Raw genomic sequence first — 13559 nt, 5'->3', positions numbered from 1 at the left:
GTGTTCGCGACGTACATCCCCGGGGGCTCGCTGCTGCACCGCCTTCCCGCCGGGCTGAAGATCCTGGCGGTGTGCGTGCTCATCGTGGCCGCGACCCTGCTGATCAGAGAGCCCTGGCACGTCCTTCCCGCCCTGGCCCTGACCGCGGTTCTGTACGCCATCGGCCGCATCCGCCCCCGGGCCGCGTGGGATCAGGTCCGGCCGGTCCTGCCGATGCTGATCGCCATCCTCGTGCTGCAGTGGATCGTCGCCGACCTCGACACCGCCCTGCGGGTGTGCGGTGCGCTGCTGGTGGCCATCGCGGTGGCGGGTCTCGTCGCGCTGACGACCCGCATCTCCGACATGCTCGACGCGGTCACGCGCGCCGCCGGCCCCCTGCGCCACGTCGGTGTCTCGCCGGACCGCATCGCCCTGGTGCTCGTGCTGACGATCCGTGCGATCCCGCTCATCGCCCGCCGCCTGCGGCAGGTCACCGAGGCCCGCAAGGCGCGCGGCCTGGGCATGTCGATCCGTGCGCTCGTGGTGCCCACCGTCCTCGGCGCGCTCACGACGGCCGACCAGCTCGGCGACGCCCTGGCCGCCCGCGGCGTCGACGACTGAACCGGCCAACCGTCGGCATCCGCCGCCCCGGCCCATCGACAAGAGCGTTCCGCGCACCCCCTTCTCGCACCACGTGTTCCGAACACTCTTGAGGATGAAGCGGCACCGCGTGCCACCATAAGACTCGTGTCCGCGCTCGCCCGTTTCCTCCAGCTCTCCAGGCTGAACGGCGAATCATCCGCCCTCTCGCTGCTGCGTGCCCAGTTATGGCCGCTCATCGTGGCGGTCCTGGTGGAGGTCTTCGAGGGCTCGTCCCGGCGGGTCCCGTCCTCGGAGTTCTACGAGTTCCTCGACAGGACCCTGACGGCCGTCCGCGACTCCGGCGCGGACGTTCCGGGGACAGCCCAGGCCTACGTACGTCAATGGGTCGACGCCGGCTGGATGCTGCGCAGACCCGGCACCGCGGCGACGGGTGAGACGCTCGAACCCACCCAGTCCGCACTCGTGGTGATGGACTTCCTCGACGGCCTGCAGACACCGCGACGCGGACTGACCGTGTCCCGCGTCGAGACGCTCACCCGGCAACTGGAGGACCTCGCACGGGACACCGACCCGTCCGTTCAGGGCCGGCTGGCCGCCCTCCACCGGGAGCGCGACCGTATCGACGCCGCCATCGCACGTGTCGAGGCGGGCGACCTCGAGCTCGCGGACCCGGAGCAGGTCGGGGAGAAGGTGTCGGAGATCCTCCGCGGGGCGGATGACATACCCGCCGATTTCGCCCGCGTCCGCGCCGAATTCGAGTCGCTCAACCAAGACCTCCGTCGTCGTCTCCTCGACCAGGACGGCGCGCGCGGTGACGTCCTCGACGCCGTCTTCGGCGGCGTCGACCTCATCGGTGACTCCGAGGCCGGCCGCAGCTTCTCGTCCTTCTACTCGGTGCTCCTCGATCCCGAACGCTCGGCGTCGGTCGACACGTGGATCGACGACATCCTGAGCCGACCGCAGGTCGCCGACCTACCCCCGTCAGCCAGGCGGGGCCTGCGGGAGCTGTTCGACGAGATGGAGACCGCCGGGGCTGAGGTCAACGGTGTCCTCACCTCTCTGTCTCGCAGCCTGCGGCACTTCGTCACCTCCGACGCCTACGTCGAGCACCGGCAGATGCTGGCACTGATCCGGTCCGCCCGCGCCGCGGCAGCCGAGGCGAGCGGCGCGCGCGCCGTGAAGCCGACCAGTCAGATGTCGGTGCCGCTCCGTCGGGTCGGAATGTCGGTCCGGTCTGTGAGCGCGCTGCGCCTGCGGAATCCGGGAGAGGAACGGGTGGCGGCGGAGGTCGCGCACCACGAGGAGGGCCACGCGGACCTCGAGGCCCTCACGGCGCTTGTCCGGGCCTCGGAGATCGACGAGGCCGAACTCCGCGCCCATGTCCGCGACGTGGTGTCCAGGCTCGGCCCGTCATCCATCGGGGCGATCCTCCGCGAACACCCGGCCACCCAGGGCGTCGCCAGTATCGTCGGGCTGTTGAATCTGGCCATCACCACGCAGGCCGAGGCACCACCGGATGACCCGCGTTCGGTCGAGACCGTCACATGGACGAGTGGATCCGGCCCCACCTTGAGCGCCCGGATCCCGACCCTGGTGTTCACGGCCGATCGAGTTCTGGAGGAGGACCTGTGACGACCCCTGCGACGGCCGATCCCGACGGACCTGACGGTGCGGGTGATGACGGCCTGTGGCCCGGTGACACCGGGACGCTGTCCTTCGCCTCCAGACGCGCGTTGGCCCGGCTGCTCACGGGCCCGCTGGTGCAGGCGCATCGCCAGCCGGAGATCTGGGCGGCTGTGGTCTCCGACGAGCCCGCCATGCGATCCCGACTGGCGGACGTGTTCCTCGATCTGGTGCTGGACCACGACGCCGGTATCGCCTTCACCAGGCAGGTCGACACGGGTGGTCGGGTCGAGGTCCCGGCGATACTGCGGACCGAGACGCTGTCGCACATGGACACCGTCCTGCTCCTGCACCTGCGGTCCGAGTTGTCCGTGGCCCAGCCCGGCGAACGGGTGATCGTGGATCGCGAGGACGTGGCCGAGCGGGTCGACGTCTACCGTTCCGTCGTCGACTCCGACCGGAGCCGGTATGCGCGCAAGTTCGACGCCTCGTGGAACCGGCTCAAGAGCTACTCGCTGCTCTCCGACACGGAGACAGAGGGGCGCGCCGAGGTCTCCCCCGTTCTCCGCCACCTGTTCGACGCGGACGTCGTCGCGGGGATCCGCGACGAGTACCGCGCCCTGGTCGAGGCGCGCGGTGGGGCCGACGGTGAGCACGACGGCGAACCGGCCGGCGGGCGGGACGACGCTCTGTTCGACGACGACGAGGTGGTCGACGATGACTGAGGCCCTACAGCTTCCCGGAGCTCCGGAACACCCTGATCAGCTGCGACTGTCGCGAATCCAGGTGTGCAACTGGGGAACGCTTGACGGGTATCACGACGTGGAGGTGCCGCGGAAGGGGTTCCTCATCACCGGCGGATCCGGGTCCGGCAAATCGACCCTCATCGATGCGGTCTCAGCGGTGCTGGTGCCCCCGGCGCACCTGCGATTCAACGCCGCCGCGCAGGAGGAGGCGGGACGGGGATCGGGGCGCACCCTCGTGTCCTACATCCGAGGTGCCTGGCGGCGGGGAGCCGACGCCGAATCCGGCGACCTGGCCTCCGTCTACCTTCGTCCCAAGGCCACGTTCTCCGCGATCGCCCTGACCTACTCGGACGGCCGCGGCACCAGCGTGACGCTTCTCCTGTTGCTCTACCTCCGTTCGGGCGACAATTCCGCGGCCGGGGTCAAGCGTCTCCACGGTGTCCGCGAGCACTCGTCCGACGAGCCCACGGACCTGCCGGACCTGTTCGGCTACCTCCGCAGTGGCATCGACAAGCGGGCGCTCAAGCGGGAGATCCCGGACGTGAGGTTCCACGACAGCTACTCGGCGTTCGCCGCCGCGTTCCGGCGCCGGCTGGGCATCGCCTCCGAGTCCGCTCAGCTCCTGCTGCACCGGACCCTGTCCGCCAAGTCGCTGTCCAGTCTCGACCAGCTCTTCCGCGACTTCATGTTGGAGGAGCCGGGTACCTTCGCGGTGGCCGACCGCGCAGTGGCACAGTTCTCGGAGCTTCGTGAGGCCCACCGGTCGGTGGTCGACGTGCGCAAGCAGATCGCCCATCTGGCCCCGCTCGCCGACCTGCGGGCCTCCCGGGACCGCGTGCTGGCGCTGGCCGACGAGCTGGACGCTGAGAGTGAGGCTTTTCCCGCGGTGCAGGCCGCCGTGACCATCGAACTCGTCGAGGAGGAGCTGCGGACGGCCCGCGGGGCGCTGGTGGCCGCGGAGTCCACCATCGCATCCGCACGAGATCGACTCGATGTACGACGCACGGCGACCGACGACATCCGCGCCCGACTCCGGGGTAGCGCCGGCGCCGGGCGGGATGAGCTCGCGAGAGACCTCGACCGGGCCCTCGAACACGCCGCCGACGTCTCCGCACGGCGTGCGCGTGCGGAGGCGGAGGTCGAGCGCCTGGGCGGCGCCCTTCCGACTTCGGCCGAGGACTTCGCCGCCCTGCTCGCCACGCTCGAGCGCGAGGACGCGGAACAGGAGGCCGAGCGGGCGCGAGATCGCGAGACGCTGCGGGAGGTGGCCGGGTCCCTCAACGAGGAACAGCGCTCGCTCGAGGAGGTGACCGCGCAGCTGCAGGCGCTGTTGCGACACCGCTCGAACATCGATTCCCGGCTGCTGGCCGCCCGGGACCTCGTGTGCGAGGCGGCGGGGCTGAGCGCGCGCGAACTACCGTTCGCCGGAGAACTCCTCGACGTCCCCGCCGAGCACGCCCGCTGGCGTCCCGCGATCGAGCGGGTCCTGTCCGGCTTCGCCCGCACGATGCTCGTCCCCGACCACCTCCGGGACCGGGTGGCCGCCGCCGTCGACTCGACCCACCTGGGCGTCCGCCTGGTCTACGAGGTGGTCGACCACGGCGACGACTCCGCCGCGCGCAGGACCGGCCCGCACAGCCTCGTCCGGAAGGTCCGCCCCGCCGCCGGGCCGTTCCTCCAGTGGCTCAACCGCAGACTCGCGGCCGAATTCGACGTGACCTGCGTGGAGACCGCCGCTGAACTGGCCCAGCACGACAAGGCCGTCACTCTGCACGGGTTGATCAGACGCGGGGCGCGGTTCGAGAAGGACGACCGCCGACGGATCGACGACCCGGCGGCGTTCCAGCTGGGCAGTATGGACGACTCCAAGGTGGAGGCGCTGACCTCCGTCCGGAACGAGATCCGGGCACGTATCGACACCCACGAGCGGCAGTGGACCGGACTGGACGACCTCGACGCGCAGCGTCGCGCCCGCCAGCGCGCGGCCGCCACCCTCCTGGGCCTGCGGTGGGAGGAGCTGGACGCCGACACCGCCGAGGACCGCGCCCGGGCAGCCCGAGATCGCCTGGACCAATGGCGGGAGCAGCATCCCGAGGTCGCGGAGATGGAGCGGGACCTGCGCGCCGCCGAGGAGGCGCAGTCGCGGGCCCAGGCGGAGTACGACTCCGCGAACCGGGCCGGAGCGGTTGCCGCTAGCGTCGTGGAGGGTCTCGAGAGGCGGCTCGCCGACCTGACCGGTCATGAGAGGCGCGACGTCGACGAGGGCGCCGCGGCCCGCATCCGCGAACGCCTGGCGGCTGCGACGCGCCGCCTGACCGCCGAGAACGTGCAAGAAGTCTGCCAGCGTGCCGAGCGGTCCATCGCCGCCGAGCAGGTGTCCACCGCGACCGAGCGCGACCGGATCCATCGGCGCATCACCGCGGTTCTCACGTCGTACCTGGAGCTGTGGCCGGCCAAGAAGGCCGATCTCAAATCCGACCCGGAATTCGTCGGTGAGGCCGTCGAATGGCTGGTCCAACTTCGCCGGGACCGCCTCGCGGAGTTCGAGGACCGATTCCTCGGGCTCATCGGGGACATGCAAACCCGGAATCTGGGCGAACTCGCCCGTCACATCCGCCGCGCCCGCTCCGAGATCGAGGCCGGGATCAGACCGGTCAACGACTCGCTGCGCCGGTCGGAGTTCCAGTCCGGCCGGTGGCTGCAGATCGAGGTGCGTGACCGACGTACCGAGACCGTCACAGACTTCCTGAGCGACCTTGAGAAGGCGGTGTCCGGAGCGCTCGACAAGCGCACCGTCGACACCGCGGAGGCCGGTTTCGCGGTGATGTCACGACTCTTGGACCGGCTGGGATCCGCCGATTCCGCCGACCGACGCTGGCGGCAGACCGTGCTGGACACCCGGCGACACGTCGGCTTCATCGGCGTCGAGATCGACGAGGACGGGACGCCGACCAACTACCACGATTCGTCCTCCGGCCTGTCGGGCGGTCAGGCGCAGAAGCTGGTGTTCTTCTGTCTCGCCGCGGCTCTGCGGTTCCAGCTCGCGGACATCGACGCCGATGTGCCGCGCTACGGAACCGTGGTCCTCGACGAGGCGTTCGACCGGGCCGACCCCGACTACACGCGCCGCGCGATGGACGTCTTCACCGATTTCGGGTTCCACATGGTTCTGGCGACCCCGCTCAAGTTGTTGCAGACCCTCGAGCCGTACATCGGTGGTCTGGTGGTGGTGGGCATCGAGGACGGGAGCCGCTCCCGCATCGAGCGGGTCACCTGGGAAGCCGCGAGCTGACATGGCCGGGCCGACGACGCCGCGCGCTCCCGACGATCTGGCCGAAGCGTGCGCCACCCGGTTCGCCCGCCGGTACCGCGAGTGGATCGCCGACCCGGACTCCGCTGCCGCGTACGTCCTGCGATTCTCCACCGCATCCCCGACGGCGACGCGCGCCTCGGACGACCCGGCCGGCACGGCGGACTGGATCCGGCGGTGGCGGGAGTTCGACTCCGCCCAGGACGCCCTCGACGTACAGATCACATGGGTGGAACGCCGATTGCCCGGGTTCGGCGCGGTCGCTCTCCCTCAGCGCGTGGAGGTCCGGGGCGGCCGGGCGATCGCGCGGATCGCGGGACGAGCCGCGCACTGGGAGGCGATGCTCGCCAGGGCCACCGACCTGCTCCGGTTGGGCCCCGACGAGTCGGTCCTGCGACTCGCCGCCGCGGCCACCGCACCGACCTGGGAGAAGCTGAGCGACGCGGACATGGAGCGCCTGCTCGCCGTCTGCCGGTGGGCGCTCGCGCATCCCACGGAGGGATTGCGGGCGCGCGAGATCGCGGTCCCCGGAGTCGACACCAAGTGGATCGAATCACGGCTCCGCGTGGTCGAGCAACTGGTCGACGCGGCACGAAGCGGTCGCGACAGCGCGATCCCCGACGGTGCGGTCACTGTCGCCGGTCTCGGGCTGAAACGCTCCGACCTCCGCGTGAGGATGCGGATCCTCGACCCCTCGATCGACTTCCCACTGCGCGATGTGGAGAGCCCGGTCGATCAGCTCGCCGCGCTGTGGCCCGGTTCGGAAGGGCCGCGCACCCTCGTCGTCGTCGAGAATCTCACCACGTTCCTCGCGCTCCCCGACCTGCCCGGCGCGGTCGGCCTGTTCGGCCGGGGCTTCGCGGTCGATGCCGTCGCCGCACTGCCCTGGGCGATGACCGCCCGCATCGTCTATTGGGGCGACCTCGACTCCCACGGTTTCGCGATCCTCGACAGACTCCGACACCACGCGCCGCACGCGGTCAGCGTCCTCATGGACGTCGAGACGCTCGACGCCTGGGGCGAGTTCACGGTCCCCGAGCCCACGCCCGCCCGCACCGCGCCCACGCGACTCACCGCGGGCGAGGTCGCCGCACTCGAGGCGCTGACCGGCCGAGGCGACCTTCGGCTGGAGCAGGAACGTATCCCGTGGGACTGGGCGCTGCCTCGCCTTCGATCGGCGCTCGACTGAACCCGCGTCGGCCCGGCCCCGGAAGCACGCGTCTCGTTGGCGACCCGCCCCGCCCGTGATCAGCGCCGCTCCCGACCGCCCGCCGCTGGGTATCGTGGCCTCATGTCCCGAGAGACCCGGAAACCCGGCCGCGGCCGCTCCACCCCGGCCGACACGGACGACACCGCTGCCACGTCCGCGCTCGTACCGAAAACTCCCGAGTCGAAGGAGGTGGCACTGCGGTCGGCGCCGGTGTCCAGCCTCGTGGGTACGGCGTTCGGCGCGGTGGCGGCGGTGGCACGACTGGCCCGCCCCAAGGCACTGCATCCCAAGGGCGTCATCGCGAAGGCCACGCTGAGTGTGACGGGGGTCGGACGCACGGGCTCCCCGCTGCTGGACATCACGGGCCGTTGGCCGGCGACCGTCCGCTTCTCGCGGGCGGTGGGACTGCCGGACGCGGTCCCCGACATCGGCGGCATGGCCGTCCGGATCCACGCCGAACGACCCGTGGACATCCTGCTGGCCAGTACGGGGACGGGCCCGCTGAGCCGCTACGTCCTCACCGCGGGCTGGCGCACGACCGGCCGCACGATGACCTCCGTGTTCCCCGTGCTCGTCGCGGGACGACCGCTCCTACTGGCCGCGATCCCCGGCGGCGACGGTGGCACGTGGACGCTGCAGCACGCCACGCCCCTCGGCAGGTGGCGGACGCTAGGCCGACTCACGGTGGACACGTGGGAGGACGACGACGAGGACCTGCACTTCGACCCCATCGGTAACCGCCTCCCCGGGTCGCGCTACCCGCACGTCCTCAGGGCGCTGCGGGATCCGTCGTACCCGCCCCCCCGACCGGGCGTGACCGGGCCGGCGGGCCGACGCGCTCAGCGCTCCGCGGCGCCGCGCCTCCAGTAGCCCATGAACGCCACGGCCTCCTTGGGCACCCCGGCGGCGTCCACGGCGAGTCGGCGCATGGCCCGGACCAGGCTCGCCTCCCCGGCGAGGAACACGTACGGGTCGCCGGCCGACACGGCGGTGGCCGGCTGCCACTCACGCTCGGCGGGACGTCGACCGCCCAGGACGGTCTGCACGCACTCGTCGCCCAGGTCCAGCACGCCGGCCAGGTGCCGCGCCACCGCGGCGCCGGGCTCGCCCGCGCGGGGTAGCACGGTGACGAACTCGGGCGCGCCGTCGGCGAGCGCCACGGCATCGCCGGTGGTGGGCACCTCGATCACGATCTGCACGTGACGCTCGGGGGCGGGCCCTGCCGCCGCCCGCTCCTCGGCGAGCTCGTCGGCGATCGCGAGCAGGGCCGGCGCAGCGGTCTCGTCACCCGCGCACACGACACGCGCGGCCCGCCCGGGAGCCCAGGCCGCCCACGGCGCGTGTCCGCGTCCGGGCCCGGCGATGTGGACGATCTCGCCCGGCTGGACGGTCCTCGCCCAGGCCGAGCCCGGCCCCTCGTCGTCGCCCGGGTGGACCACCATGTCCACCGTGAGCGCGGGCACGATCTCGCCGTCGAGGTCGACGGTGTCGGCGCGGCGCACGGTATAGGTGCGCATCCAGCCCCGCTCGCCCTCGGGCAGCGCGAGCCAGTCCCGGATGCCGTCGGCGTCCGGGATGACGCCGCCCCCGCCGGGCGGCGGCACGATGAGCTTGATGTAGCAGTCGCGCACCGTGCCGGGGTCGACGACCTCGGCCGACCACCGGTGCAGGTCGGGACCCGCCACCACGAGGCGGACGAACGAGTCCCCGAGATCGCGGGCCTCGAGGACCCGGGTCTGCGAGACGACGATCGGTGTCTCTACGGCGATGGCGGTCATGTGGTCCCCTTCCGTCGTCCCCGCGGCAGCACCACGGGATGGCCGGTGGCCGGGTCGGTGATGATGTCGGCGTCCAGGTCGAACACGCGACGCAGTGTCTCCTTGGTGATCACCCGGTCCGGCGGGCCCGCGGCGACGACGCCGCCCTCGGCCACGGCGACCAGGTGATCGGCCACCCGCGCGGCCAGGCTGAGCTCGTGCAGCACCGCCACGACCGTGCGCCGGCCGGTGCCCTCTCCCCCGCGCCCGGCGTGGCCGGCGGGTAACGGCAGGTCGCGGACCAGGTCCAGGATGTCGAGTTGGTGCGCGAGGTCGAGGAACGAGCACGGCTCGTCGAGCAGCAGCGTGGGCGTGGCCTGCGCCAGTACGAGCGCGACCCACACGCGTTGCCGTTGACCGCCGGACAGTTCGTCGACCCGCCGGTGGGCGAAACCGGCGGTGTCGGTCAGGGTCAGCGCCTCGGCGACCGCCGTGTCGTCGTCGTCGCCCCCACCCCACCAGCGGCGGTGCGGGTGCCGGCCCCGGGCGACCAGCTCGGCGACGGTGAGCCCCTCGGGCACGAGGGGCGACTGCGGCAGGAACGCGACCGAGCGCGCGTGCTCGCGCGCCTTCACCGCCGCGACGTCGCGCCCGCCGGTCTCGATCGTCCCCGACAGCGGCCGCAGCTGACGGCCCAGGGCACGCAGGATGGTGGACTTGCCGCAGCCGTTGGCGCCGATGAACACGGTCGTCCGGCCCGCGGGGATGTCGAGGTCGAGGTCGCGGATCACCGACTCGGCGCCGTAGCCCAGCGTGAGGCCACGCAGCCGGAAGGCCGGATCGGGCTCGGGCTCCGGGTCCATCGGCAGGGCGCATAGTACGGGCGCGACGGGTGAGGGAATGCTCATCAGGCCACCTTTCTCGAACGCAGGAGGATCCACAGCATGGCGGGCGCACCCAGTGCGCCGGTCACCACGCCGGTGGGGAGATCGACGGTGCTCAGGGCCTCGGAGGCCACGATGTCGGCAGCCACCACGATGACGGCCCCGGTCAGAGCGGCGGCGACAATGGACGGCCGGCCGCGGCCGAGCGCAGCGGCGACGGGGGTGGAGAGCAGGGCGACGAACGAGAGCGGGCCGGCCACCGCGGTGGCCGCGGCGGCCAGGAGCGTGCCCACACCCAGGGCCGCGGCACGGGTGGGCACGGGACGGGACCCCAGACCGACGGCGAGCTCGGGTCCCAGCTCGGCGGGCCGCAGCGCGGAGTGCAGCCACACGCCGAGCGGCAGCAACACGACCAGGGTGACGGCGAGCCACGCGATGCGCTGGACCGACGCCCCGGACAGCGAGCCCACGGTCCACACCGCTGCCTCCTGCGCGCCGGTCAGCGGGAGGCGGGCGATGAGCTGGGTGACGACGGCGACGCTCAGGGCCGCGACCGCGACGCCGCCGATGAGGAAGCGCTGCCCGACGATGCCGGTGTGTCGGCCGGCGGAGGCCCCGAGGACGATCGCGAGCGCGACGGCGGACCCCAGCAGGGCGGCGGGCACGACACCGACCCCGCGCAGTCCCCACAGGGCCATCCCGGCCACCGCCCCGGCGGAGGCGCCCTGGGAGATACCGAGGATGTCGGGGCTGGCCAGCGGATTGCCCAGGACGCGCCGAAATAGCGCGCCGGACGCGCCGAACGCCAGGCCGGCGAGCGCGCCGAGCACCGCTCGCGGCAGCTTGTCCTCCATCACGACGAACGTCGCGCCGGGGATCGTCGCGCCGCCGAGGATGGCGACGAAGTCGGGGATGGTCACCGTGTAGCGGCCCAGCAGGACGCGCACCGCCATGACCGCCACGAGGAGCGCGACGAGTCCGACGACGACTCCGAGCGCGTGCCTACGGCGGTGGGCCGAGAGCCGACGGACCACCCGTTCGGTCTCGGCGTGCTCGGCGGGACGGTCGAGGACGGCGGCGCTCACGAGGCGCTCACCCCCCGGTTGGCGCGCAGGAGGGCGATGAGGAAGGGCACGCCGATCGCCACGGTCATCACGCCCACGGCGATCTCCCCGGGCGGTGCGATGACGCGGCCGATCGTGTCGGCGAACAGCAGCACGGCCGGCCCGACGAGCACGGACAGGCCCAGGACCACGCGGTTGCCCACCCCGACCAGCCTGCGCAGCAGGTGCGGCACGAGCAGACCGAGGAACGCGATGGGGCCGGCGAGCGCGGTGGCGACCCCGGACAGGATGACGACCCCGCCCAGGACGACGGCGCGACCGGCGACCGGGCCGACGCCGAGCCCGCGGGCCAGGTCGTCCCCCAACGCGAGCGCGTCGAGGGCGGCGGCGCCGGCGAGGACCAGGACGAGCCCGAGCAGCAGGAAGGGGACGGCCGCGCCGATCTCCGGGGCGCCCGAGCGGGCCACGGAGCCCAGGCCCCAGAAGCGGAAGCGGTCGAGGACGCCGGGCAGGGCGATGACCAGTGACGAGGTGACAGCGGTACAGCCGGCGGTGACGGCGGCGCCGGCGAGCACGAGCCCCGTCCCGGAGTCGGCGCCGAGTCGGCCCGCGCCCACGACGACCATCCCGGCCACCAGCGCGCCGATGACGGAGAACAGGGCGACGACGGACGGGCCGGCGGCCGGGGCGAAGGCCAGGCCCAGCACCACGCCGAGCGCGGCGCCGGCGGTGAGGCCGAGCAGCCCGGGATCGCCGAGGGGATTGCGGGTGGCGCCCTGCAGTCCCGCGCCCGCCACGGCCAGGGCGGCGCCCACGAGAACCGCGGTGATGGTCCGGGGCACGCGGGCGGCCACGACGACCTCGTCCATGCCCGCACCCGAACCGGGCGCGACGGCGGCGGCGAGGTCGCCGGAGAGCAGCTGGCCGGGCAGCGCGCCCAGCACCGACCACACGACGGCGGGGTCGACCGAACGGGCGCCGACGAACAGCGACGCCGCGATCCCCACGACGAGCAGCACCAGGGACGCCACCGTGCCGATCACGACACGGCGGCGTCCGGGTGCGGCCGGCACGACCGGCCCGCCCGCGGCGGGGGCGGGCGCGGTCGTGAGCGTCGCGGGGCTGGTCACCGGCGTCAGCCCTGCTCTTGCTGGGCGGCGGCGAGGATGTCGGGGACGACGTTCTCCAGCGCCCACGGCAGGCTCAGCGGGGACGACGCGGAGATGGACAGCACCTGCTGCTCGTCGGTCTGGACGACCATCCGGCCGGCCTCGACCGCGGGGATGCGGCCGAGCAGCGGGTCGGACTCGATGGCCTGCCGGACCTCGGGCGAGGTCGCGTAGGTGATGAGGATGTCGGAGGCGAGTTCGTCGGCGCGCTCGGGCGACCACGTGACGGCGAACTGATCGGGCGAGCCGCTGGAGGCCTCCGCGACGACCGGGGCCTGCTCCATCCCGAGCTGGGTGAGGAAGCGCGGGCGGTTGTCGACGTCGGTGAACGCGTAGATCTTCTCCGCGGCCTCGGGGTCGACGGTCGCCCAGACGAAGGTCGTCCCCTCGATGGCCGGATTGTCCTCGGCGACCTGCTGGATCTGGCCCTCCACCTCGGTGATGAGCTCCTCGGCGGCCTCGCTGCGGCCGAGCGCCTCACCGATCAGCCGGGTCGAGTCCTGCCAGGCGGTGCCGAACGGCACGTCGCCCTCGGGCATCGCGATGGTCGGCGCGATCTTGGACAGGGTCTCGTACTCCTCGGCGGTCATGCCGGAGTACGCGCCCAGGATGAGGTCGGGTTCGAGCGCGGCGATCGCCTCGGTGTTGATGCCGTCGGTCTCGGAGTACAGCTCGGGCATCTCGCCACCCACCGCCTCGAGCTCGGCGTCGAACCAGTCGGTGGAACCGTTGGCGTTGGCCCCGAACGAGTTGCGGGGCATGCCGACCGGGACGACGCCCAGCGCCAGGGAGACGTCGGCGTTGACCCAGGAGATCGTGGCGACGCGCTGCGGGGCCTCCGGGATCTCCGTCTCGCCGTAGGCGTGGGTGATGGTGCGCGGGAACTCGCCCTGCCGCTCGACGCCGGTCGTGTCGGCCGACTCGCCGCCCCCGTCGACGGAGCCCGTCGAACAGCCCGCGAGCAGCGCCAGCAGCGCGGCGATCGCGGTGAGGACGAACAGCACGGCCCGGGCCCGTGGGCGGGCCGTGCCGGACACCGCCGCCTCGAGTCGGGAACGCCGGGCAGGTGCAGTCATGGGATCTCCGTCCACTGAAACGAACACGTCTAGCTAGTTAGGTTTGGCTAACCTAGCCAGGCGCCACAGTAGAGGTGAGGCGCGCCATAACGCAAGGGTCACGAGAAAGATTTCCACATTCGCTGGGCGAGAAAGTGG

General features: G+C 72.5%; 11 protein-coding genes. 6 read left to right on the top strand and 5 right to left on the bottom strand.

Translation table 11 applies throughout. The features are described from left to right. The 6 genes from VYL96_RS06625 (at position 1) to VYL96_RS06600 (ending at position 8341) form a co-directional block, all read left to right on the top strand. Positions 1-600 carry an energy-coupling factor transporter transmembrane component T family protein gene (locus VYL96_RS06625; protein WP_131885221.1) on the top strand — a complete coding sequence of 200 codons (600 nt, stop codon included), beginning with the start codon at positions 1-3 and terminating at the stop codon, positions 598-600. Positions 601-726: 126 nt separating this feature from the next. After that, positions 727-2214, top strand: a complete 1488-nt coding sequence (locus tag VYL96_RS06620) for a DUF3375 domain-containing protein (protein ID WP_165928441.1) — start codon at positions 727-729, stop codon at positions 2212-2214. Then, entirely contained in the window at positions 2211-2930 is a 720-nt protein-coding gene (locus VYL96_RS06615) for a DUF4194 domain-containing protein (RefSeq protein ID WP_131885223.1), read from the top strand. Before VYL96_RS06620 ends, VYL96_RS06615 begins: the two co-directional genes overlap by 4 nt. Beyond that, complete coding sequence (locus VYL96_RS06610) at positions 2923-6243, top strand: ATP-binding protein (protein WP_131885224.1); 3321 nt, start codon at positions 2923-2925, stop codon at positions 6241-6243. Before VYL96_RS06615 ends, VYL96_RS06610 begins: the two co-directional genes overlap by 8 nt. Before the next feature lies 1 nt (position 6244). Then, positions 6245-7450: a Wadjet anti-phage system protein JetD domain-containing protein gene (locus VYL96_RS06605; protein WP_165928442.1), complete on the top strand. Its 1206-nt coding sequence runs from the start codon at positions 6245-6247 to the stop codon at positions 7448-7450. Between the two features lie 102 nt (positions 7451-7552). Further along, positions 7553-8341: a phosphodiesterase gene (locus tag VYL96_RS06600; RefSeq protein WP_243699607.1), complete on the top strand. Its 789-nt coding sequence runs from the start codon at positions 7553-7555 to the stop codon at positions 8339-8341. Here VYL96_RS06600 and VYL96_RS06595 read toward each other — a convergent pair. Genes VYL96_RS06595 through VYL96_RS06575 form a run of 5 tightly spaced genes read right to left on the bottom strand, consistent with a single transcriptional unit; the run spans position 8311 to position 13421 of the window. Continuing rightward, positions 8311-9249, bottom strand: coding sequence for a siderophore-interacting protein (locus tag VYL96_RS06595; RefSeq protein WP_131885226.1), 939 nt, complete (start codon positions 9247-9249; stop codon positions 8311-8313). The two genes, VYL96_RS06600 and VYL96_RS06595, sit on opposite strands and share 31 nt — an antisense overlap. Beyond that, entirely contained in the window at positions 9246-10091 is an 846-nt protein-coding gene (locus VYL96_RS06590; RefSeq protein WP_131885325.1) for an ABC transporter ATP-binding protein, read from the bottom strand. Before VYL96_RS06590 ends, VYL96_RS06595 begins: the two co-directional genes overlap by 4 nt. Before the next feature lie 44 nt (positions 10092-10135). Next, positions 10136-11197: a FecCD family ABC transporter permease gene (locus VYL96_RS06585; RefSeq protein WP_131885227.1), complete on the bottom strand. Its 1062-nt coding sequence runs from the start codon at positions 11195-11197 to the stop codon at positions 10136-10138. Further along, positions 11194-12306: a FecCD family ABC transporter permease gene (locus VYL96_RS06580; protein WP_131885228.1), complete on the bottom strand. Its 1113-nt coding sequence runs from the start codon at positions 12304-12306 to the stop codon at positions 11194-11196. The genes VYL96_RS06585 and VYL96_RS06580 overlap by 4 nt, the downstream gene beginning before the upstream one ends. 5 nt (positions 12307-12311) lie before the next feature. Next, on the bottom strand, positions 12312-13421 hold the full coding sequence (locus VYL96_RS06575; protein ID WP_131885229.1) for an iron-siderophore ABC transporter substrate-binding protein: 1110 nt from the start codon (positions 13419-13421) through the stop codon (positions 12312-12314). Positions 13422-13559: the final 138 nt, after the last annotated feature.

This window comes from Dietzia maris, from assembly GCF_036287335.1.
GTDB classification, from domain to species: domain Bacteria; phylum Actinomycetota; class Actinomycetes; order Mycobacteriales; family Mycobacteriaceae; genus Dietzia; species Dietzia cinnamea.
Note: the sequence above shows the minus strand (reverse complement) of the source record. Positions and strands in the feature narration are given on the sequence as shown.

What these genes read in the sequence shown, in the direction of transcription:
- VYL96_RS06595 (WP_131885226.1), bottom strand. Translation starts at nt 9,249, where the DNA reads ATGACCGCCATCGCCGTAGAGACACCGATCGTCGTCTCGCAGACCCGG.
- VYL96_RS06610 (WP_131885224.1), top strand. Translation starts at nt 2,923, where the DNA reads ATGACTGAGGCCCTACAGCTTCCCGGAGCTCCGGAACACCCTGATCAG.
- VYL96_RS06600 (WP_243699607.1), top strand. Translation starts at nt 7,553, where the DNA reads ATGTCCCGAGAGACCCGGAAACCCGGCCGCGGCCGCTCCACCCCGGCC.
- VYL96_RS06575 (WP_131885229.1), bottom strand. Translation starts at nt 13,421, where the DNA reads ATGACTGCACCTGCCCGGCGTTCCCGACTCGAGGCGGCGGTGTCCGGC.
- VYL96_RS06590 (WP_131885325.1), bottom strand. Translation starts at nt 10,091, where the DNA reads ATGGACCCGGAGCCCGAGCCCGATCCGGCCTTCCGGCTGCGTGGCCTC.
- VYL96_RS06605 (WP_165928442.1), top strand. Translation starts at nt 6,245, where the DNA reads ATGGCCGGGCCGACGACGCCGCGCGCTCCCGACGATCTGGCCGAAGCG.